The sequence below is a fragment of the Myxacorys almedinensis A genome, assembly GCF_010091945.1.
Classification (GTDB): Bacteria; Cyanobacteriota; Cyanobacteriia; order Leptolyngbyales; family Leptolyngbyaceae; genus Myxacorys; species Myxacorys almedinensis.
On record NZ_WVIE01000024.1, the window covers coordinates 32331 to 55027 of the forward strand.

The 22697-nt window shown below is 50.2% G+C and carries 19 protein-coding genes; 9 read left to right on the top strand and 10 right to left on the bottom strand.

Features of this window, described 5'->3' with window-relative positions; translation table 11 throughout:
- Positions 1-112: 112 nt before the first annotated feature.
- Positions 113-400, bottom strand: coding sequence for a hypothetical protein (locus GS601_RS17665; RefSeq protein ID WP_338017067.1), 288 nt, complete (start codon positions 398-400; stop codon positions 113-115).
- A 491-nt stretch (positions 401-891) separates the two neighbouring features.
- Between GS601_RS17665 and GS601_RS23325 the strand changes: the two genes are divergently transcribed.
- Together GS601_RS23325 and GS601_RS17675 are read left to right on the top strand one after the other, a co-directional pair.
- A complete protein-coding gene (locus tag GS601_RS23325) occupies positions 892-1215 on the top strand; it encodes a con-10 family general stress protein (protein WP_202925176.1) in 324 nt (107 codons plus the stop codon).
- 731 nt (positions 1216-1946) lie between these two features.
- Positions 1947-3467 (top strand): NupC/NupG family nucleoside CNT transporter, encoded by a 1521-nt coding sequence (locus tag GS601_RS17675; RefSeq protein WP_162424611.1) that lies wholly within the window; start codon positions 1947-1949, stop codon positions 3465-3467.
- On the opposite strand, the gene GS601_RS17680 is transcribed toward GS601_RS17675, so the two are convergent.
- On the bottom strand, positions 3464-4006 hold the full coding sequence (locus GS601_RS17680; protein WP_162424612.1) for a thioredoxin family protein: 543 nt from the start codon (positions 4004-4006) through the stop codon (positions 3464-3466). The genes GS601_RS17675 and GS601_RS17680 overlap by 4 nt on opposite strands.
- A 301-nt stretch (positions 4007-4307) precedes the next feature.
- Here GS601_RS17680 and GS601_RS17685 point away from each other — a divergent pair, with 301 nt between their 5' ends.
- On the top strand, positions 4308-5213 hold the full coding sequence (locus GS601_RS17685; protein ID WP_162424613.1) for an alpha/beta fold hydrolase: 906 nt from the start codon (positions 4308-4310) through the stop codon (positions 5211-5213).
- Between the two features lie 29 nt (positions 5214-5242).
- Here the strand turns inward: GS601_RS17685 and truB are convergent, their stop codons facing one another.
- The 3 genes from truB to GS601_RS17700 form a co-directional block, all read right to left on the bottom strand.
- Positions 5243-6118, bottom strand: a complete 876-nt coding sequence (gene truB, locus GS601_RS17690; RefSeq protein WP_162424614.1) for a tRNA pseudouridine(55) synthase TruB — start codon at positions 6116-6118, stop codon at positions 5243-5245.
- Positions 6119-6378: 260 nt separating this feature from the next.
- Entirely contained in the window at positions 6379-8091 is a 1713-nt protein-coding gene (locus GS601_RS17695; protein WP_162424615.1) for an alpha/beta hydrolase, read from the bottom strand.
- 109 nt (positions 8092-8200) lie between these two features.
- Positions 8201-8347, bottom strand: a complete 147-nt coding sequence (locus GS601_RS17700) for a hypothetical protein (protein ID WP_162424616.1) — start codon at positions 8345-8347, stop codon at positions 8201-8203.
- A 283-nt stretch (positions 8348-8630) separates the two neighbouring features.
- On the opposite strand from GS601_RS17700, the gene GS601_RS17705 reads away from it, so the two are divergent.
- Entirely contained in the window at positions 8631-8906 is a 276-nt protein-coding gene (locus GS601_RS17705; RefSeq protein WP_338017068.1) for a DUF2949 domain-containing protein, read from the top strand.
- Positions 8907-9048: 142 nt separating this feature from the next.
- Here the strand turns inward: GS601_RS17705 and GS601_RS17710 are convergent, their stop codons facing one another.
- Entirely contained in the window at positions 9049-9606 is a 558-nt protein-coding gene (locus GS601_RS17710; RefSeq protein ID WP_162424617.1) for a DUF3611 family protein, read from the bottom strand.
- 121 nt (positions 9607-9727) lie between these two features.
- Here GS601_RS17710 and GS601_RS17715 point away from each other — a divergent pair, with 121 nt between their 5' ends.
- From GS601_RS17715 to GS601_RS17725, 3 genes are all read left to right on the top strand, one after another.
- Entirely contained in the window at positions 9728-10696 is a 969-nt protein-coding gene (locus GS601_RS17715; protein ID WP_162424618.1) for an alpha/beta fold hydrolase, read from the top strand.
- A gap of 89 nt (positions 10697-10785) precedes the next feature.
- A complete protein-coding gene (locus tag GS601_RS17720; RefSeq protein ID WP_162424619.1) occupies positions 10786-12552 on the top strand; it encodes an ArnT family glycosyltransferase in 1767 nt (588 codons plus the stop codon).
- Positions 12553-14145: an ArnT family glycosyltransferase gene (locus GS601_RS17725; protein ID WP_162424620.1), complete on the top strand. Its 1593-nt coding sequence runs from the start codon at positions 12553-12555 to the stop codon at positions 14143-14145. It abuts the gene before it with no gap.
- Between the two features lie 402 nt (positions 14146-14547).
- On the opposite strand, the gene gatB is transcribed toward GS601_RS17725, so the two are convergent.
- Complete coding sequence (gatB, locus tag GS601_RS17730) at positions 14548-16053, bottom strand: Asp-tRNA(Asn)/Glu-tRNA(Gln) amidotransferase subunit GatB (protein WP_162424621.1); 1506 nt, start codon at positions 16051-16053, stop codon at positions 14548-14550.
- 61 nt (positions 16054-16114) lie between these two features.
- Here gatB and GS601_RS17735 point away from each other — a divergent pair, with 61 nt between their 5' ends.
- Together GS601_RS17735 and GS601_RS17740 are read left to right on the top strand one after the other, a co-directional pair.
- A complete protein-coding gene (locus GS601_RS17735) occupies positions 16115-16282 on the top strand; it encodes a hypothetical protein (protein WP_162424622.1) in 168 nt (55 codons plus the stop codon).
- 117 nt (positions 16283-16399) lie between these two features.
- Positions 16400-18265 (top strand): serine/threonine phosphatase, encoded by a 1866-nt coding sequence (locus GS601_RS17740; RefSeq protein WP_162424623.1) that lies wholly within the window; start codon positions 16400-16402, stop codon positions 18263-18265.
- Positions 18266-18453: 188 nt separating this feature from the next.
- Here GS601_RS17740 and GS601_RS17745 read toward each other — a convergent pair whose 3' ends face one another.
- From GS601_RS17745 to GS601_RS17755, 3 genes are all read right to left on the bottom strand, one after another.
- On the bottom strand, positions 18454-18678 hold the full coding sequence (locus GS601_RS17745) for a DUF4327 family protein (RefSeq protein ID WP_162424624.1): 225 nt from the start codon (positions 18676-18678) through the stop codon (positions 18454-18456).
- Positions 18679-19058: 380 nt separating this feature from the next.
- Positions 19059-20696: a citramalate synthase gene (gene cimA, locus GS601_RS17750; RefSeq protein WP_162424625.1), complete on the bottom strand. Its 1638-nt coding sequence runs from the start codon at positions 20694-20696 to the stop codon at positions 19059-19061.
- A gap of 332 nt (positions 20697-21028) precedes the next feature.
- The gene (locus GS601_RS17755; protein ID WP_162424626.1) at positions 21029-22645 is read right to left on the bottom strand and encodes a serine/threonine-protein kinase; all 1617 of its coding nucleotides are present in this window, start codon (positions 22643-22645) and stop codon (positions 21029-21031) included.
- Positions 22646-22697: the final 52 nt, after the last annotated feature.

A 22697-nucleotide genomic window follows, 5' to 3' on the forward strand; every position in this document is an offset into this window, starting at 1 on the left:
TTTTTATTTAGATTTTGGATAGTCTGGATTATTTTAATTTTGGATTTTGATTTTGGATAGTTTGGAAGCTCTCGCCGTTAGCCTCCTGCCTACAAAACAAGAGACAAACATCCTAAAAATCCTCGAAGGGATTAAAAAAATCTCGCGACGGGCGATCGCGCTGTCCCAACTCCGAGGGCGAACGATCGTTGCTCCATGCCCACCACACCTGACCGCACTGGCAGTGATAAAACTCCTGCCACTTTTTCCGGTAGTCTTCTGTAAATACGGGAGATCGACGATTGATCCAAACCTGAGTGGCTTCGGTGGAAGTTTTGTGACAGGTAGGGCAAGTGAAAGCATGAGAATGAATCGCAGGTTGAGTCCACGCAGGCGGAGTCGGGTCAAAAGCGTCCATCATGTCGCGATCTTCAGCATAGCGTCTCGCTCATTATGACTCGTTTTTAGGGGATGGGGCACTAAGAAAAGTCCTCTTCATCGGCACTCTAAACGCAAGTAGAAAGCTAAAGTCTAGACCTACTGAAGGATAAGGCTATTTTATCAAAGTCAATCTTTCAACTTTGAGAACGTACCTATCAGCGCAATTTTTCTCTTCCAAAAATCAACTTTTAGGTGAGTCTGAATATATATTGAATATATAAAAACTATCTGAAAGAGAGTACTTTAGTGTACTAAAAATTGTCTGGTGCGTTGTTAATAAAAAAGCTAAAGAATCTAATCCTTGTTAAAAATAAACGACCATAATTAAGAGTGTTTTATTTCGTGATAAATGATAAAACTCATTAAATTAACAGGTCGCGTAGAGAAACTACTCCTTATTTCATAATGCCAACTACTCTTTTAGAGAGAGGTAACCATGTGGCGGCTTCGTAACATTGTTTTATAGAAGAGGTGAAATACAAAAACTCAAAAATATTTCACTTTGCTCAGATGAGTTCTACAAAAACAAAAGTAGAACAAAAGCAATTTGACCCTTTGATAATTAGGAGATTCATTATGTCAGATACAAGTAAGCGCGGATTTGCTTCAATGGACGAAGATAAACAGCGCGAAATTGCGAGCAAGGGCGGGAAAACCGCTCACGAGAAAGGCACCGCTCACGAGTTTACTTCTGAAGAAGCTAAAGAATCCGGACAAAAAGGCGGCGAAGCTACCAGCCAAGATCGGGAACATATGTCAGAGATTGGTAAAAAAGGTGGTGAGAATTCTCATTAAATAGAGTCTGCAAGAAAGCCATGAATTTACCCGTTGAGTTTCCCAAAATAAAAATCTCTAAAAAACGGGATGTCTTGTATTAAACGACGAACTTAGACGATCAGGGTGTTCTTTTTCACTCTCACTTGTTTGTAAAAAACGGTATACCTCATTTGTTGAGCGTTACTTTTTTAAGGCTCAAGCACAATCTGAACTTAGTTTAGGGGACACTGTTCTTTCCAGGGCAAAGTCCCCTTTATTTTTGCTTAATAAAAGTCCCTATTAGAGCATATAGCTCGCATATTTTTAGAGCCAAAGCTGAAACCTATATTTTTTTGGCAGCCTAATTATCATAAGAGGCGAATACCAACTTAACTGGCAATTCCTAAGTCAACTCGCTCCCTCAGCAAAGGCAGGCGAAGAAAGGTCAGATGTGCCCGATCTACTCATTTAGCTAGTATAAAAAGTTGGTATAAAAATTCATTCTGTCGATCGCGATCGCAAACCCGATTTCAACCCAATTCAAAGCGTTGCTCTCTAAAATGATCAATTTTCATCGAGCGATGGGCAGGTGTGGCGTGCTTTGCAGGGAGAGCGCACCTCACCGTAGTAGAAGCTGAGTAGAAATCGCTACAAAGTGTGAAGTCGAGGCAAAAAAATTGCGCCAGATATAATTTTTTTGAGTATCGTCTGTAGAAACATCTTCACTGTATTCATTTTTACTCTCTTTACTCCTTGCTTCTACTGCCCCCATGAGCGTTCTTAATCTAATTTCTCTGCTTGGCATTTTTGGGCTGTGCGCGATCGCATGGCTGTTCTCAGAAAATCGCAGCTTAAAAGTTTTTCCCTGGCGCATTGTGCTATCTGGGCTGTTGCTTCAGCTATTGCTGGGGGCATTGGTGTTTTGGTTTCCGGTAACACAGTGGGCACTACAAGTTTTTAGCAGTTTGTTGGATGGCGTCTTTTTGGCAGCAGATACGGGCGCAAGTTTCGTCTTTGGCAAAAATTTAGTGCCGCTTCCAACCAAGCCGGCGGATATTAATATGGGCTACGTGTTTGCGTTTCGAGCGTTGCCAACCGTAATTTTCTTTTCAGGGCTGATGGCACTGCTGCAAAATTTGGGCGTGATTCAAGCCGTCACGGGCGTTTTTGCCAAGGCATTCTATAAAACCATGGGTCTGAGCGGGGCAGAAGCGCTGAGCGGAGCGGCGAATATTTTTGTCGGCATCGAAGCGGCGATCGTGGTCAAACCCTATCTTGCGAAAATGACCCGCAGCGAACTCTGCGCCATTCTCGCCTGCTGCTTTGGCACGGCAGCCTCTTCAACATTGGCAATTTATGTGAGCTTTTTGCGCCCAGTATTTCCGAATATTTTGGGACATTTGGTGTCAGCATCAATTATTGCGATTCCTGCCTGTTTTGTGCTCTCCAAAATTCTTGTCCCCGAAACGGAGATACCGTTGACGATGGGCGGCATTCCTGAGGAAGACACCACCGAGCGGCGTCCAGAAAAAGTAGCAGGCGAGCCGATCGAGCGGATGAACCCGTTGGATGCAGCGATCGTGGGGGCGTTAGATGGGGTCAAGATGGCAGTTGCGATCGCGGCAGTTTTGATTTTGATTCTGGGTCTCGTTTCCCTAATGAACCAAATCTTTGCCGGTCTAGCCGGAATTCCAGGGGCGGTGGGCGATATCTTCAACGTTGTGACGCTTGCCAACATCACCGGAGTCTTGTTTTTGCCGTTGACGTTTTTGACCGGCGTTTCTCTAGAGTGGAACGAGCTTTGGGAATCGTCGGTGATCATCGGTCGCCGCCTGCTCGAAACTGCCATTCCGCCCTATCAAGCGTTGGGAGCCGCCGCCGCTCGCCCTGACAATCCTCTGAGCGATCGCGCCGTTTTGATCATCAGCTACGCGCTGTCGGGGTTTGCCCATTTGGCATCGGTGGGAATTTTTGTCGGCGGCACGATCGCCCTGATTCCGTCGCGGCGCAAAGATATCTCGGCGCTAGGGTGGAAGGCCTTGTTTGTGGGGACGCTCGCCACGATGATGATTGCCTGCGTTGCCGGAGTTTATGACACGGGCGCTCCAAGCATTTTGGGCAAGAAGGCACCGCCCCAAGTCGTAACCTCACCGTCTCCCATTCCGGCGGTTCCAGCGGCGGCATCACCCACCGTTTCGCCCTCTCCAACGCCATCGCCCAGCGCCTCAAACCCGCCTAGAGCCAACCCGTCAAAGGCTCCTGCCCCCTCTGCCGAACCTGCAAAACCCTAGTCGCGCCATTTCACCGAACAGCCAATCGGCTCGGTGGAGGCGAACAATGGCGGTTGATCGTTGAGCACCTGTGCGATCGCATTTCTTAAATACGGATGTTTCACCGCCTGCGGATTTTGGGCGTTGTCATCGATCGCACCTCGATAGCGCAGCACCCCGGTTTGGTCGAGGAGAAAGGCATGGGGCGTCTTGGTTGCCCCAAAGGTTTGCGCCACATCTTGAGTCACATCTCGCAGATAAAGAAAATTTAGCTCGTGCGCGGCAGCAAAGGGTTTCATGTGCTCGAAACTGTCTTGGGGAAACTGTTTCTCGTCGTTGGGGTTCAAGCCAATCATCAGAAAGCCTTGCCATTGAAAGTCTGCCTGAAGTTGTTTGAGGCGATCGAGATATAGCTTGACGTAAGGGCAGTGATTGCAGATAAACACGACTCCGATCGCACGGTGGTGCTTGAGATAGTTGGCGAGGTGGTGCACCGACCCATCAATTCCGGGAAGCTCAAAGTCTGGGGCGTAGCTGCCAATTGATGTGCTAGTTTCCATAGGGTGATCTCAGACGAAGAGGACAAAAATGAGGGATGAAAGCGGCAGGAATCTATAGTTTTTAGAGGCGGCTCAGACGTTAGGTGAATAAACCGTGAGTTCGATGTAGATTATCTGCTTCGTGGGTTGCGGCTTTAGCTTCCTGGATCTGCGATCGCAGGGCAGAAACGTCGTCGAACTTACGTTAATAGTCGAACTTACGTTAATAAAAGTTTACAATTGAGTAAGCTTGCCTGATTAGGGCGATCGCACCAACCTACCCTTTGGTATACCCCGTTCCTCCTCATTCCTGATCTCTTCTATGCTGCCATCTCCCGCCCCCTCCGTTTTAACCGACTACACCATTTGGCTGTGGAAAGGGTTTCAAGTTGCCTATCAAACTCAGGGCACCACCGGACCGGCGGTGATCTTGGTGCATGGATTTGGAGCCTCATTCTATCATTGGCGTAAAAATATTCCTGAGCTTGCAAAAACCTGTCGGGTTTATGCGATCGATCTGATCGGGTTTGGCAAATCGGCTAAACCCATTCCCAGTCAGCAGCTTGGCTACACGTTCGAGACCTGGGGGGCGCAACTTGCCGATTTTTGCCGCGAGGTCGTAGGCGAGCCTGCCTTTTTGGTAGGAAATTCGATCGGCTCGATCGCCATCTTGCAAGCCGCGATCGCGGCACCCGACCAGGTGAGGGGTGTGGCATTGGTGGGCTGTTCGCTGCGGTTGCTGCATGAGCGACACCAGGCGACACAACCGTGGTTGAAGCGCGTTGGCGCACCCATTTTGCAGAAAGTGCTGAAAAATCCATGGTTTGGGCAGCAGTTTTTCAAGCAGCTTGCCACGCCAAAAACCGTCCGAAACGTGTTGCTCAAGGCGTACGGGCGATCAGACGCAGTGACCGATGAGTTGGTCGATCTGCTGTTGAGCGCGGCAAAAGATGAAGGCGCAACGGGGGTTTTCGTCGCCTTTACAGGATATTCTCAAGGGCCCCTGCCCGAAGATCTGCTGCCAAACTTAAGCTGCCCCGCGATCGTACTGTGGGGAGAGCAAGATCCCTGGGAACCAATCGCTCTCGGTCGTGCCTTTGCCGAGTATCCGCAAGTTGAACAATTTATTTCGCTGGCAGGAGTGGGGCACTGCCCGCAAGATGAGGCACCAGAACTGGTCAATCCGATTTTGCGAGATTGGATTCTAGCGCAAGCTTCCACGGGTTGAGAGCAAGCTCCCATGGGTTGAGAGCAAGCTCATAGAGGTTCAAACACCATTTGAGGCACAAGGACGCCTTCGGTGAACCGGGTGATGCCTAAAAAACGTTCTTGCTCGTCCCACACTTGCATCGGTTGGGTTTCAGGCGGCTCGGAGAGAATCTTTTGACCCTGACACCAGCGCCGCGCCAGATCGTCGGGCAGGCTAATCTTGGGCAGGTGAGTCAAGGCGTGATCGGGGGCAATGGGCGCAAATGTTCCGGCGGCTAAGTGCTGCGCTAATGCCTCGAACGTTAAACTGTCTGAGAGCATAAAGCCGCTGCTTTCTGTCCGGGTTAGCGCGGCAAGCGTGGCTCCCGTCTTGAGGATTGCGCCTAAATCCCGCGCGATCGCACGAATATAAGTGCCTGCCCCACACGCGATCGCCAGTTCTAATTCGGGAAAATCTCCCGGTCGCCAAGCCAAAATATCGAGGGTGTAAACCTCTATCGCTCGTGCTGGAATTGCGATTGTTTGCCCCGATCGCGCCAAATCATACAACCGTTTTCCTTCAACTTGAATCGCGCTGTAAGTTGGCGGAATCTGCTGAATTTTGCCCAAAAAAAGCGGCAATTTCTCCCGAATGGCATCTAACGTCAACTGCGGCACGGCTTGGCAGGTCAGCGTTTCGCCTTCCAAATCATCTGTCGAGGTTGTCACCCCAAATCGCAGGGTTGCCCGGTATGCTTTGTCACTGCGGAGATATTGCAGTAGCCGGGTGGCGCGTCCGATCGCGATTGGTAACACCCCGATCGCAGCAGGATCGAGGGTGCCGGCATGCCCGATCCGCTTGAGATTGAGCAGCTTACGCGCCTTGGCAACGCAGTCGTGGGAGGTGAAGCCAGGGGGTTTGTTGAGATTGAGGAAACCGTTCACGGGCGGAATACTGTTTGAGGGATTAATTTTGCGCCTTTTGATTTAGAACCATGAAAGCGAGTTGGAGGTGAAATTACCATTAACTATCAAGGACTATCAAGTATCAAGGGCTATCAAGCCAGTTTTTATACCAAATTGATTTGTCTACTGCGACAGATCCTCGTCCCTCCTGACCCAGGGGGGACTTTCCGGCTCCTCTCCTGACTCAGGAGGGGTTGGGGGATGTCGCAGGTCTGTAGCATTTATAAATTAATTTGGTATTACCTCAACTGTTGCTCTTCCAACATCTGCACCAAACTCAACTTTAATGGGGGCTGCGACAAAAAATTGGCGTAGGTAGACGACAGATAGGGGCGATAGTTTGCCTGACCTGCAACGTAAGTTGAGAAGAATGCCAAACTCAACGCATTGATATACCGCCGCGCGATCGCGGGCGACGGCCCAATCACCTCAGGCGGAACCGGAATCCCTTCATCTTGAGAGTCGCCCAGGGTAGAAAAGTGAGTTCCGCGATCGATCAGCGCAAAATATCGATCGGGCGCTTGTAACCACGTAAACGGCTGAATCTGTTCGGGCAGGGCAGGCGCGATCGTATCGGCGTTCCCCCCCACTACAAACGTTGGCACTTGAATTTGGCTCAGCCCGGTTTGCCCAAACACCCCACTGTTGATCGGGTTAATCGCAAACACTGCCCGAACTCGTGGATCGCTCAGCGTGTAGTCTTCTCTCGGCAGGGCTAAGACCCGGCACTGCAATGCCAGCGAAATATTTAGCGTGTTGGCAAGCGCTGTTGGGGTGCAGTCTTGCCGCAGCTTGGCAAAATTGAGCGGCGCACCCGCGAGGGCAAACACTGTGTACCCCCCAAACGATTGCCCCAACACACCCACGCCCTGGAGATTCAGCCGACCATAGCGAGCATCAGACCTGGCTCGGCGGGTCAGTTCATCGAGCAAAAACTTGATGTCTGACGGGCGATCGATAAACTCTCTCGGACTTGCCACCTCACTGGCGGTGCCAGCAATTAAGGCTTGGAGTTGTTTAGCATTACTGCCTGGATGTTCTGGAATAGCCACCGCAAACCCATGAGATGCTAGATGTTCTGCCAGGTAGGCAAAGGTCATGCGATCGCTGCCTAACCCATGGGAAATCACCACCACCGGAACTGAAGAAGGCAAGGCTTGGCGGCGACTTTGCGGTAAATAAACATCCACCGGAAGCACGCGATCACCCCCCAGCGCAGAGACAATGTTTCGCCGCCGATCGACCAACCGCAGGGTTTCTTTCTGCACCCCAAAGGTGCCACGGGCGGCTAAGTCGGCTAGGGTTGGGTTGGGAAACGGGGTGTCGTTTTGGTCGGCAAGGCGTGAGATCGCAGCCGTTGCCTGATTGGTGCGATCAATCAAATTACCCAAGTCGCCTGCAATTTCTAAGGACTTCTGCAAATCTATGCGAATTCCACGAGTCGGAAACCTGCGAAACACATTGAGCGGTGTAATTCCTTCTGGATCGGCAGATGCCAAAATCAACGCTGCCCGAATCGCGTAAAACCCAGTATCCCGCGACTCAGGCTGAATCACCTCTCCGAGGCGGCGCAGCAAAATTTCTCCTTGCGGCGTATAAAGAAACTGAGACACTGCGATCGGCGACAACGAGGCACGGGTGGTCAGCGCTTTTCGCAAGGTGGCGAGTTGTTGATCACTCGCATACTGTGAATATACGTAGAGATCTTGATCGAGATTGCCAGTGCGGGCGTAGTCTTCGAGTGCAGATACGGAAACCGATCGCTCCAACACCCCATAGGATAGGTACAGCCTTTCTGCCCCTTTTGCAGGCAGACTGCTTAGCGCGATCGAAAGCAGACTTCCCGCCAAAAAGGGCACTGCTTGAAGAAGTCGCAAACGGTTCACCGGTATACGACGCGCCAATCGCCCCTGCTGGAGCCGAGGAGTAAAATCTGTAAAGCAATCATGCATAGCAACTATCTCAGATACAATGGGCGACCCTCTAATAGGCGCAGGACAACAGTTCCACCAATCAGTATGCCCGTACAACTGATAGCAGGTCTATTAAGCTATCGAGGATTCACGGGGGCATCAGGAGGCGCGATCGCATCGCTGACTGCTTGTTTTGGTAAAATGCCTCGTTGCCGCCGACCTTTTTGCAAACCAGGGTAACGAACACGACAGGTGAACCCAAAACACCGTCAGCATAAGTGTGAAGATAAGTCACGGTTGCCCCTGAATGAATTCAGTAGAGCATGAGTCTATTTCAGCACTCTTAAGTTATTAAAACCCTTTTGTTATTTTGCGACGGTGCCCGCTTCCTCAATAAAAATTGTCCCCCTTTGCCAGTATCGCTAATCTTTGCTCCATCTTTGCTACCTCGTTTAAACAAAGGCTTTAGATAACTGTTTCTAAAATTGCGTTATTAAGTGGTAAATTAACACCGATTTAATTTTTAGTGATACGATTTAGCTTCTAAATTTTTCGGAAACATTAAGGACCTACCTCCCTTGTCTACTCCAGGTATTTCTAACAACGCGTTGCTCCCATCCACAACGGTAGAGCACTATGAATTAGAAGAATTCATGAACAATCTCGATAGCAACCACCAAAAACTTGTGCGGTTTTTAGCGGAAGAGTTAGCGATCGCGCCCTCCTCGATTGCGATGGCAATGCGCTACGCTCACCACGATCGCGGCCCTTTACCGATGATTCTGTGGCGCTACGGGTTTGTGTCTCTAGAACAACTCAATCAGATTTTTGAATGGACAGCTAATAACGTATAACGAGATGCGCGTAGCAAAAAGGCGATTGGCTCTGCCAAACTCCAAAGCATCGCAAATCTCTCTGAACTCATCTTTCTGACTAATTTTTCTGACAGATACAAGCTTCATTTCACCATACTTACGTATCAGCGTGAAGGCGATTTTACTGACGACTCATTTTGTTGAGCAGCCAAAGCGAAGCCGTCGTCGCGATAAATTGAGCCAAGATCACATTAATGCTGGCTTGCACCACCAAAATATCGATCGGCTGAATGAATTTTGATTGGTCTACATTGACAAATCCTGCAAATCCTTGGTTCACTGCTTTGCCAAACAACAACCCGACGATCGCTTCTGCCCCAACTAGCGCCAGCAAAATGCCGATCAAGCTCGCAATTAACCCTGTCCGCAAGGCTTGAACCGCTTCTGCTTTTTTGGGACGAGCCACCGCCGGGGCTTTCAGCCGTCGCCCGATCGCCACATAGCGAGTCAGCGCCCAAAACATATTAAAGCCCAAGACAAGGATTCCCCCCACGGTTAGTGCCACCCCCACGCCCGTCCCTGGGTTATTGGTTGCTGTGCGAGTAGAAACAGCCGCAAACGCCAAAATCGCGCTCGACACAACGGTCAACACAAGCTGCACCCAAAAGCTAATCCAGCCGATGAGCCGAAAGCTACTGGCTATCTCTCGAATAGTGGTGGAGTCAGATCGATTGGTCATGGTTATCTGGTTCAGAGAACGGTTAAAACATGCTTAATAGACAGTCTTATATTATTTAGTGTGACAGCCGAGTATGCTGCCATACATCAGTTGATGTAATAGTTTACGGTAGGATGGAACTATGCCTACTATCACTGTTTTGGGAGTTCCCCACGTCTATGAGCAGACGGCTCCCACCTCCTCAAATGAAGTCCTAATTTTTGTCCACGGTTGGCTGTTGAGCCGCACCTACTGGCAGCCCTTAATCGATCGATTAGCACCTTATTATCAGTGCCTATCTTATGATCTTCGGGGCTTTGGTGAGTCTCAACCCTGCCGATCGATGGCACTATCTTCCCATACTCACCACCCTCAAGCAGAAGATGCTGCCCCGACAGACGTGCTCGCTGTGCAACTCGCCCAAAGTGCGCCTCTGAAGGAACCGATCGCCGCGTGGCAAGACTCATCGCCGCTTGCTCAGTACAGCCTCTCATCTTACGCAAAAGATCTGGGGGTTTTGTTGCAAGAGCTAAATATTTCTCAGGCTTGGCTGGTGGGGCATTCGCTGGGTGGGTATGTGGCGCTGTGGGCAGCCGATCAGCTACCAGAGCAGGTGAGAGGGGTGATTTGCCTGAATTCGGGCGGCGGCATTTATTTAAAAGAATCATTTGAGCGGTTTCGGGCGGCAGGGCAGCACATTGTTAAATTACGCCCTCGTTGGCTGTCTCACGTTCCTTGTTTAGAGTTGCTGTTTACGCGGACGAGCACCGGCAGAACGATCGCTCGAACGTGGGCACGGCAGCGCTTAGTCGATTTTGTGGTTGCTGATCGAGAGGCGGCGCTGGGAACGTTGCTCGACTCGACAACCGAGTACGAAGTGCATCGACTGCCTCAGCTTGTGGCTCGTTTAAGGCAGCCTGTCTATTTTATTGCAGGGGCTAAAGATCCGGTGATGGAACCTAAGTACGTTCGTCACTTGGCGAGTTTTCACCCGCTTTTTAGTGATTCTGGGGCAAACGTGTTTGAAATTCCGGAATGCGGACATTTGTCGATGGTGGAATGCCCAGAAATCGTGGCAGAGAGAATAGAATTGCTAGTCGGGAATTCATGATCTAGGGGTTGGCTGGCGCATGAGATCAGATAAGATGTTGCCGGGTGGCGTGTTCGACACGCGGTTGTTCCCTTACGTATGATTGACTATTGAACTTTGCACCGCTATTAAAACCTCGGATCGTTGACAACGCCAAGCTCTCCTGGATTGCACGTCTATTGCCGTTCGTTTGGATTGGATTTTTGGGCTGGCTGGCATTTTTTCATCGGCTCGGAGCAACAGGCTTGCTAGATGAGACAGAGCCATTGTTTGCAGAGGCGGCACGGCAGATGACCGTCACGGGAGATTGGATTACGCCGTATTTCAATGGGGTAACTCGGTTTGATAAGCCGCCGTTGATTTATTGGCTAATGGCGATCGCTTATCAGATGTTTGGCACAACGGCGTGGGCGGCTCGGTTGCCCTCTGCGATCGCGGCTACTCTCCTGACCGGATTCTGCTTTTACGTTTTACGCAAGGTTGCCCAACAAAACGCTAACGCGGCTGCCCGTCCTGCTCTGCTTCCCTATCTTGGCTCTGCCATTGTGGCGCTTAATTTAGAGATGCTCTTTTTTGGGCGACTGGGCTACTCAGACATGCTGCTAAATGTGTGTTTTAGTGGTGCGTTGCTGTCGTTCTTTATGGGGTATATCCAGTCTTTAGCGCCCAACAAAACTCGTTGGTATTTTGGGTTTTATAGTTTGATGGCGTTGGCGGTTCTTGCGAAGGGTCCGGTGGGTGTGGTGCTGCCGGGTGCGATCGTGCTCATTTTCCTGGCTTGCGTTAGAAACCTGCGATCGGGCTTAGAGGAAATGAAGGTCGTTCCGGGTGCAGTTGTGTTTGGTCTCATCACGCTGCCTTGGTATGGGCTGGTTTACCTTGCCAATGGGTCAGCCTTTATTAATTCATTTTTTGGGCTGCATAATGTTGAGCGCTTTACACGGGTTGTGAATCAACATTCCGGAGCTTGGTATTTTCACCTGGTGATTGTTTTTGTTGGCTTTCTGCCTTGGTCGCTTATGTTACCTGCCGCGATCGCACAGGTGCTTGGGCAGAAGAGATGGCGAGAACCCGATGGGGTTGACCAGCAGAGCGATCGCACCGAGCAGTTGGGATTATTTGCGCTGATTTGGTTTGCGGTGATTCTGACCTTTTTTACGATCGCTGTCACCAAATATATTACCTATTCGTTGCCCGCGATCCCGGCGGCTGCCCTCTTGGTTGCGCTATGGTGGCAGCAGCAAATGACGGAGCGCAGATCCTCTCTGTGGTTGATCGGTAGTGTCTATGCTGCCCTTGCGGTTAGTGCAGTTTTGGGAAGTTGCGCGTTCTACAGTCCGCAATGGTTGATGAGTGATCCGGCAATGCCAAACTTAGGACGGGCGGTGCAAGCCGCAGGATTGCCGATTGTGGGGGCTGGGATTTGGTTCGGCAATGCGATCGCGGGTTTAGTGCTGGTGGTGCGTCGTCAGATGAAATGGTTTTGGAACGTCAATTTCGTTGCGATCGCGGCATTCATTATATTTTTTATCACGCCTGCGTTTGAGCTTGTCGATCAACAACGGCAGCTACCGTTGAGACAAATTGCAGAAACAGTGAGGCAAATTCGCGAGCCAAACGACGCGATCGTGATGGCGACAAATTTGTTTGAAAAACCAAGCTTAGTATTTTACACGCAGCAGCCCATTACCTTTATTAATCGGGTTCGATTCATCCAACCTTATCTTGAGGAACTGGAGACCCAGGCACAGCCGTCTTCAGTTTTAATGATCACAACCTCGGAATCATTGCGAGCGGCAAACGTGACCCATTATCAACTGATTCAAAACGCTGGAATTTATCAACTTGTGCGAGTTTCCATTCGAGAGGCGGGGTAGATGAAAAAGCAATGGACTATCTTGCGATCGCAGCACCCTCTATTATTGATGCTCGGTTTTGGGCTGCTATTTCGCAGCCTGATTGCGTTGTATCTACCTCCAGGATTTGATGAAGCGTATTACTACATTTACACGCAGCATTTAGACTGGAGCTATTTTGATCATCCGCCGCTGGTTGCCTTTACCACTGGCTTAGGGGTTTGGTTAACTGGGTTTGTGTCCCAGTTCACAATTCGGATTGGCAGTTTACTCACCTATACTGCAACGTTGTATTTTTTATACCGCGCTACGATTCATTTATTTTCGGCGCGTATTGGGATATTAACGGTTGCGATCGCGTCTACTATTCCTATTTTCCAACTCGTGTTTGGAACGTTTACGCTTCCTGATGTACCGTTGATGTTTTTTTGGACATTAACATTGTGGATTTCCGCCTATGAGTTTTTTCCGGAAGATGGTTCTGAATATCATCCTACGTATCGATTAGCGATTTTAGGATGGTTGGTTGGCGGTGCGTGTTTGGGTAAATATCATGGCTTTTTGTTAGGATTTGGATTGATTGGTTTCTGTTTAACTAGCCGTCAACATCGCAGTGCATTGCTATCACCATGGGCGTTGCTAGGTTTAGCTCTGTTTGGCATCACTTTTGCGCCTGTGTTGTATTGGAATTGGCACCATGAATGGGTTTCCTTTCGCTTTCAAGGAAATCGCAGTATTCCCGATCGCCAGTACAGTGTTTTTAATGCATTCAAAACGGCTTTGTTGGCATCTGCGTACCTGTTTCCAACGTTTGGTTTACCGTTGTGGTGGGTGGGATGTCGTTCCACTGCTTTCACGATTAAATCTTGGTTTGCAAATCCTCGTTTACCCGTGATTCCGTTTCTGATCTGGTTATCGATGCCGGTTGTATTTGTTTTTACGTTCATTGGAGGCTATCAGCAGATTCTTCCCTCATGGACTATGCCAGGCTTTTTGGTGGTGACTCCCCTCCTGGGTTGGCGGGCGTCGATTTGGGAAGAACGGCATCCAAAAACGGTAAACCGATGGCTCGTTGGCTCTGCGATCGCAACTGCAACGGTCATGATAGTAGCCTTGCTCCATGTGACGGCGGGTATTGTTCAACGACCCGGAAACTACTCCATATTCGGAGGGTTTTTAGCCCCCCAAGAAGATGCCTCAGTCGAACTTGTGGATGTGCTGCAACTGCGGCGAGAGTTGGCAGCGTCGCCTCAGCTTTTTGCGGCACTCCAACAAGCCGATTTTGTGTTTAGCAATCGCTTTCACCTCGCTGGACATATTGCAATGGCAGTTGCGCCCTTGGCTCCTGGTTCTGTCACCTGTTTTGACAAGCGCGATGTTCGCGGATTTGCCTTCTGGTCAACCGCAGAGCAGTGGGTGGGCAAAACTGGAGTCTACATCACGTCTAATCGATTTCAGACCCAGGAAAATTCTGCGGCGCAGTTCTCGCCCTATTTTCAGCAGTTTACCAAGCTAGGTGAAGTGCCTTTGCGGCGGGGTGGAGTAGTGGTCGAGACCTTTCATGTGTTCCAAGGTACAAATCTCTTGAAGCCGTATCCGCGTCCACCCCTGTAGAGAGTCCTCAATTTCTGCGTTGTCAGCGATGGGCATCGGATGGGCGAATTGGGGAGTTGGAGAGGAATCAGCCTTGCTTTTCTGAGGTGGGGGCGTTGGTTGGCGCAGTTGGGACATTGGGTTTGCGATCGCACGCACAATCAACACCGCACCCCCTCCTTCATTCACCCTGCTCTGAAAGAAACATTTAAAAGAAAAAAGGAGGCGTCGCACACAAATACGACTCCCCCTGTCATCAGGGTGCATCTACTTATCACAGTATGCCACCAAAGGAGCAGGGGGCATAACCCCCTAGTCCCCTTCTTTGTCAAAATTACACTAGATTTTTGACGGAATTTCATAAAATTCCAGATTTGCTCGGTGGTAATCCTTAGCTAGATTCCTGCAATACCGCAGAGTTTCTCAGGGGTTGAGCTTGTTTGCCAAGAGTTGGTTGGTCAGCTTGGGGTCGGCTCGTCCTCCCGTCTGCTTCATGACTTTGCCCACAAAAAAGCCGAGAAGCTTTGTTTTGCCGGCACGATATTGCTCTAACTCGCTGGGGTTTTCAGCGAGCACCGCCGCGATCGCTGCCTCAATTTCTCCCGTATCAGAAATTTGGCTCAAGCCTTTGCGTTCTACAAGGTCTTTGGCAGATCCCCCCTTCGCTAAAAGCTCTGGCAAAATATCTTTGGCGATTTTATTGCTGATCGTTCCCGCTTCGATCAGCCCAATCAGTTCGCCCAACGCCTTGGGTTTAAGCGGGATCTCGGTAATGCTCAGCCGCTCAGTGTTGAGATAGGCGCTGATGTCGCCCATGATCCAGTTGGCAGCGAGCTTAGGATTGGCGTTTGCAGCCACTACGGCTTCAAAATATTCTGCGATCGCGCGATCGTCGGTCAGCACTCGCGCATCGTAAGGCGACAACCCCAGCGTCTCCTCATAGCGCGGACGCTTTTGATAGGGCAGTTCTGGAAGCTCTGAACGCCAAGCTTCCATCTGCTGGGAAGACACCTCGATCGGTCCTAAATCTGGTTCAGGGAAATAGCGGTAGTCGCTCGATCCTTCTTTGATTCGCATCGAAATAGTGCGCTGAGCGCCTTCTTCCCACAGCCGAGTTTCTTGCAAGATCTTCTCGCCACGCGCGATCGCTTGAATCTGCCGTTCAATCTCGTGGTCGATAGCTTTCTGAATGGCGCTAAACGAATTCATGTTTTTAATTTCGACCTTGGTGCCAAACTCTTGCTGCCCGATGGGACGCACGGAAATATTTACGTCGCAGCGCAGCGATCCTTCTTGCATATTGCCATCGCTCACACCGAGATATCGCATGATGCGGCGCAACTCTTGAGCGTATTCGGCGGCTTCTTGCCCAGTTCGCATATCCGGTTCAGACACAATTTCCACCAGAGGCACCCCGGCGCGGTTGTAGTCTACAAGAGAATAGGTCGAACCCGATAAACGGTCACTGCCGCCATGAACGAGTTTTCCTGCATCTTCTTCCATGTGCAGGCGAGTAATGCCAATCCGTTTCGTGATCGAGTTTCCGGCTTGGTCGAGCACTGGCTTGCCTGTGCTATCTGTGATTTCAACTTCTATCCAGCCGTGTTCGGCGATCGGTAAATCAAACTGCGAAATCTGATAGTTTTTAGGTAGATCGGGATAGAAATATTGCTTCCGATCAAACTTGCTGTAGGGCGCAATCTGGCAGTTGAGCGCCAGTCCTGCCTTGACGGCGTACTCCAAAACTTTCTGATTGAGAACCGGCAACACACCGGGTAGCCCCAAACAGACCGGATCGATATTGATATTGGGATCGGCTGTAAATGTTGCAGAGCTATCCGAAAAGATTTTAGTCTCGGTACTCAACTGACAGTGAGTTTCTAGCCCGATCACAGCTTCGTACTGAGTGGTTTTAAGCGCAGTGGTCATAGATTCATTGCAACTGCAAAGTCTGATTTTATTGTAAGGGATGAAGGATAACAGAGGGAGGATGAGATCCGAACCCTTAACGCTGGAAGGTGGCTGCCTGTCAGCTATCCACCGCCTGAAAAGCTATATTTGCGCCCCATTAGCCCTCGCGATCGCAGCTACCGTGCTGCCCAAACAGTACTGCCCAAACAGTGCCGACTTGGGGGTGATCGATCCTCCCGTTCTCTGAGGGCAAAGCCTTCCCGTAGGTATGCTTGCGCCCTTCTTTGCAAAAATCGCATCACCATCGCGAGAAATGTGCGTAAGATTGGAGTGTCTTCTCCTCACGAGAATGCAGGAACGATCAATGCTTGTTTGTTCTCAGTGCCAGTCTGAAAATTCAGACACTCATAAATTTTGTCAGGTGTGTGGAACCTCTCTCACAGAAAAATCATGCCCAAATTGTGGTGCTTCGGTGCTGCTGAGTGAGGAAAAATGTTCTCAATGCGGCACTGTGACTGGAACGATCCTGCGGGCGATCATCGCGTTGCATGGGTTTGAAGACCGGTTAGCCCAAAAAGGCATCCCGGTGCTTCAGCATTTAGATCCGGCTTGTCGCTATCGAGTCGTGTCAGGGTTTCAAACTGCCGATGCCGGAATTGAAGGGTTGGTGCTAGATACGCGACCCCTCCAACCTCCCTTGTTTGACGAATTTAAACCTCTGTCTCAATTGGCAAACCCTTATCTGCATCTGCCCGAACTCCATCAAATTTTGCCTGGGGTCTACGATACTTGGCAGCAGGGCGATCAAGATATTTTGCTGCTAGAAGAGCGATCGCACCTGCTCCAACTGACCGAATTTATGGTGCAGACCAACGACACGATTCCGATGCTGCAAATTTTGCACTGGTTCTACGAAATGGTAGACCTGTGGGAACTGCTTGACCCGTGGCGCATGCGGCAGAGTCTGCTCACGCTGCCCAATCTTCGGCTCGATGAAGATCAGGTGCTATGTTTGCAGCGCTTGTATCGTGACCCCCCGACCGAACTTACCCTAAAAAACTTGGGTACAATCTGGCAATCGCTGCTGTCTCACCTGTCTCAAACTCAATCGGCTGATCTGCATTTGCTCTTGGCAGATGTGTTGGCTGAGGCGGTGGTGACGGTTGAAGATCTGCGATCGCGGCTCAAACTCCTTGCCCAAGAGCTACAAGATACTCCTCTCCCAGCCATGATTATGTCTGAATCCTCGTCTAACTCTCCGTCTGAATCTATGTCTGAGCTACCCTTGCCCCATTCTGATGCCGAGCGCCAAGAGACGACAACGACCCCGCTTGAGGCTGAAGACGAGTTGGATGACTTGCCAACTGTAGTGCTGCCGATGCAGTTATTCAGCCTAGACGATGCCGGACGAACCGACATTGGACGCCAGCGCAACCACAACGAAGATTGTTTTAGCATTGATACGCAGGTGACCAAAACCCATCTGCCCTCAGGTAAGGTTGTGCAGGCAAGGGGGCTGTATGTGCTGTGCGATGGCATGGGCGGGCACTCAAGTGGCGAGGTTGCCAGTCAGTTAGCTGCCGATACCTTACGCACCTATTTTCAGCAGCACTGGCAAAAAGCAACAGAGACTCGATCTGCTGCCAAGCTACCCCCTGTGGAGGTGATCCGAGAGGCAATTTGGCTGGCGAACAAAGCCATCTACGATGTTAATCAAACCAACGCTCGATCGGGCAGTGGCAGAATGGGAACCACCATGGTGATGGTGCTGTTGCAAGATACAGAAATGGCGATCGCGCATGTGGGAGATAGCCGTCTCTATCGCTACACCCGTAAACGGGGCTTAGAGCAACTCACCCTCGATCATGAGGTGGGACAGCGAGAGATTTTGCGCGGGGTTGAACCGGAGATTGCGTATGGTCGCCCCGATGCCTATCAACTCACGCAGGCGCTAGGACCGCGAGATGAACATTTTGTTCAGCCCGACGTGCAATATTTTGAGATTAATGAAGATGCTGTGATTATTTTGGCATCGGATGGTCTCACCGATAACAATCTGCTGGAGAAACATTGGCAAACGCACGTTGATCCGCTAGTTAGCTCGCACGCTAATTTAGATCAGGGTGTTGGTAAGCTAATTGACTTAGCAAATCAGCACAATGGTCATGACAATATCACTGCGATCGCAATTCGCGCCAAAGTCCGCCCTAACTTAGAGCATCTGCGCTGATTCCACGCGTATGCAAAACAGACGCGCCATGCCCTAATTTTGGTACGGCAGTGATCAGCGCAGTGATGATCACTGAACGATCAGATTCGATCGTTGGTTACGGCTGGCAATTTAATGTGGTGAAGCGATGAATAGCCGCGATCTTGGGAAGCGATCTCGCCTTGTCTGATTGCCTAAAGGGTTTGGCTTTAGTTCTCGTCTTCTTCCCACGTATCGACTGCAAGCAATGTGCTCACTGGATCTTTCATCGAAAACTCAAACGAGAGGAGTTCTTGCTTCCAGTACCCCCACTCATCGCCATAGAGCAATGCAATTTTCCATAGACCATCAGTTGGTTTTAGCAGCTTAGCATCCACGAGTTTTTGAACGTGGCGCTGCAATTTCTCCATCGGATGTGCGACCTGTTGGCTCATACCAGTCCTTAAATTTGAAATTGAGTTGTTGAAATTTTTGATTGAAAATTCTGATGATAGCGATCGCAACGTGTATCGTGGCTATCTAAGACTTTCAGCTTCTAATGGTATCGTACTTTCCAAGAATTGCGGCAAGTATTTTCGCGATTTATTTCTTCAGAAATACCTATCGTTATCTTGAGAAATGTTCGTCATTCTTTAAGCTAAGAGCAGCAACGGCATGCAGATCTCTAACTACTAGAATAACGTAATCTTGGCGCTCGCTGCTTCGAGGTATTTGATGCGGTTTAAACCCGAGAAACACGTCAGCAGGAATGCCATTTAGGCAGATGGTTGCTGTTTAAAGACAACCCAAACGCGCCCTTCTAATGTAGCGTAAATTAGCTTACGGTCAGCGCTGTTTTGGCTTGGCGCTGTAAAAATAGCCCATACTCTAACCCTTCGACCACGGCTTGATAAGAAGCTTCTAAAATATTGCACGACACCCCCACAGTGCGCCATCGCTGATAGCCATCGCTCGACTCGATTAGCACGCGCGTATTTGCAGATGTTCCGGCAGCCCCATCTAAAATTCGGACTTTGTAATCGGTGAGAGAGAACGCTCGAATTTCTGGGTAGAAATTGACCAGCGCTTTCCGCAAGGCGGCATCTAGGGCAGAAACAGGTCCGTTTCCTTCGGCAGCTTCAAGAATATTGTGTCCGTTTACCCTAACTTTTATGGTCGCCAACGATTGACTCCGCCAGTCGCCAACGGCGCACACGGGTAAAGGAATTCCTGGCAGCATATCATAATGCACCTGAAATCCTTTCACTTCAAATGGTTGCAGCCGTTGCCCCAGGGCCTCGCGCATCAGCAATTCAAAACTGGCTTCAGCCGCTTCAAACTGGTAGCCTTCGTGCTCTAAATTTTTGAGGCGCTCTAGAATCTGGCGGCAAGCTGGATCGTGCTTGTCAAGCTCAATGCCCAGCGATCGCGCCTTTGCTAAAACGTTGCTCATGCCCGCTTGTTCAGAAATAACGATGCGCCGGCTGTTGCCCACGAGTTCCGGCTGAATGTGTTCGTAGGTGATGGGGTTGCGTTCTACGGCACTGACATGCAATCCGCCTTTATGGGCAAAGGCAGACAAGCCAACAAAGGCAGCGTGATCATCGGGCGCAAGGTTGACAACTTCGCTCACAAATCGGCTGGTTTCTGTCAGGTTTGCGAGTTGCGCGATCGCTAAGCAGTCATAGCCCAATTTAAGCTGCAAGTTGGGAATAAGAGAGCAAAGGTTAGCATTGCCACACCGCTCTCCATAGCCATTGATCGTGCCTTGCACCATGCGTGCCCCCGCTTGAACCGCTGCGATCGCGTTGGCAACGGCAAGCTCCCCATCATTATGGGTGTGAATGCCGAGGGGAGCAGCCGGAAGATAATCTAAAACAGCGTGGACGACGCGATCGATGTCTTGGGGTAATGATCCGCCATTTGTATCACAGAGGGTCAGCCATTCGGCTCCTGCATCATAAGCAGTTTTTAGCGTCTCTAAAGCATAAGTTGGATTATGTTTAAAACCATCAAACCAGTGTTCAGCATCGTATACCACTCGCCGATCGTGCATCCGTAAATACGAAATCGTATCCCGAATCATTTCTAAGTTTTCGTCTAAGGATGTTTTGAGACCTTCTGTTACCTGGAGATCCCAAGTCTTACCGACGATCGTGACCCATCGCGTCCCTGCTGCCAAAATTGGCTGAAGCATTGGGTCGGTTGCAGCCGTTTTCCCAGGGCGACGGGTAAAGCAAAATGCAACTACTTCTGCTTGCGTGAGCGGCTCTTCTCTAAGCTGCCAAAAAAATTGCACATCTTTCGGATTTGCCCCCGGCCATCCTCCCTCAATAAAGGGCACACCCAACTGATCCAACTGACGAGCAATCCGGAGTTTATCTGAAATGGATAACGTCAAGCCTTCGCGCTGAGCGCCATCACGCAGCGTCGTATCGTAGAGCCAAAGCGGGTTAGAGGATTGAGCAGCCATAACTAATCATTAGCCTTAGGTAGATGACCTTCAGGAGGGTCTCAACAGTCGAGATCTCACCGGTCGAGATGGGAAGCCGGTACGCTCTGGAATCGAGCATTGCTTACCATCGTCTACTACCAGGGTCAGGAGAAACAGACCGCTTTCCTAAATTATTATTAAAAATTGTCTACAACACTTCTTTCATCTTGGTGCAAGTTGGTGCAGGGCATTTTGGTGCGAGACCTCCGATCTGCCCAAAAGGCTGAAGATCTGAGTATTCCGAGGATCTCGAAGCCATGCAGCAGGCGGTTTTTTCGCGGCTTTCTGCCCTCAGGTTTGCCCTAACCGGCTCACCACATCCCCCGCTTTCCACTTGGGCGAATCGTTAACCAATTTGTTCGCGCCATGACCAACTGTTCTTCAGTTAGCTTTGCGCCCGTCAGGTTTGCACCACATAAATTTGTGCCGCGAAGATTGGCATTTAACAAGTAAGCATGACTTAGATCTGCCCCTCGTAAATCTGCTCCTTCTAAATCAGCGTTGCTCAGATACGCCCGCCCCAAATTTGCATCCCGCAGGTTGGCACGGTTGAGGCTGGCTCTGCCAAAATCAGCGTTGAATAGATTTGCACCCTGGAGATTAATTTGTCTGAGATTGGATTGATGAAACACGGCTCCTGACAAGTCGGCTCTGGGCAGCTTTAGCAGGGTGAGATCGTGTGCTGCAAAATCGCGTTTCCCTTTGTCATAATAGCTTTGTAGCCCTTCAGCATCTAGCTTTTGCCCCGAACCGAGCGATCGCACCCCCGACGGATCGATATGCCCACCCGTATTTTTAGTTCGCAACGTTGCTGTCGTGGGTTTTGCGGCAATTACTCGGCTCCGAGCCGCACCGGGCTGTAAACTCGTTGCTTCTGATCGCTGTTGCTGCCGTGCCCGGATTGCCATAGCTGCCCGCGCCACCGGAGATGAGGAATCTTGAGAATCGTGTCCCCGATCTTTGGCATCGCCTTTTACCCCATCGGTTCGGGCTGCCACGCTATTCATGCTGCCCGCGAGACTGTCCAGGTAGGGTTCTAAATCTAATGCTCGAAGAATTTCACTAGAAGACTGATACCGATGGCGCACAGAGACTTCCAGCATTTTCTTGAGAACGCCTGTGAAGTGCTCGCTGATGTGAACGTGCTTTTCCCATATCAGTTCGCCGGTGGCTGGGTCGTAGTCGAGGTCTTTGGGAGACTTGCCGGTGAGAAGATAGATGCACGTTACGCCTAAGGCATAGACATCACTGGCATAGACGGGGCGCATTGCCATCTGTTCGGGGGGGGCAAAGCCGGGAGTACCGATCGCGTAGGCAGTCAGAGCGGTTTGATCGGTGACGCTAGCTGCGATCGCGCTGACCTGATTTTTGACAGCCCCAAAATCGATCAGCACAAGCTTGCAGTCGTGCGATCGCCGAATCATATTGGCAGGTTTGATGTCTCGGTGAATCACCTGATTGCTATGAATATATTGCAGTACGGGCAGCAGTTCGCTTAGAAATTGCTTGACGCTGGCTTCGCTTAACGGACCTGAGCGTTTAATTTCTTGCTGAAGTGTCGAGCCACTGACATATTCTTGTACTAGATAAAATTCTTGGCTTGCCTCAAAATAGTCCAGCAGTCTCGGCACTTGGGGATGGTTGCCAATCTTGCCTAGCGTTTGTGCCTCTCGCTGAAATAGCTCTCGCGCCATCTGCATAACATGAGGCGCAGTGGCTGTGGGGCGCAATTGCTTAATCACACAGTGGGGCTGACCGGGCAGAGATTCATCGCGGGCTAGAAAGGTGGCACCAAAGCCCCCTTGACCCAACGCATGGAGGACTCGGTAGCGATCGCGCAGCAGCAGCTTAGAACCACACGCTTGACACAGTTCTGTGTTAGCTAGATTTTCTGGATGGGGACAAACCGGATTCAAGCAGTAGCTCATTCAGCATCACCCGCTTCGATCGGGAAAACGTGGACAAACCTCTCCTACCTCA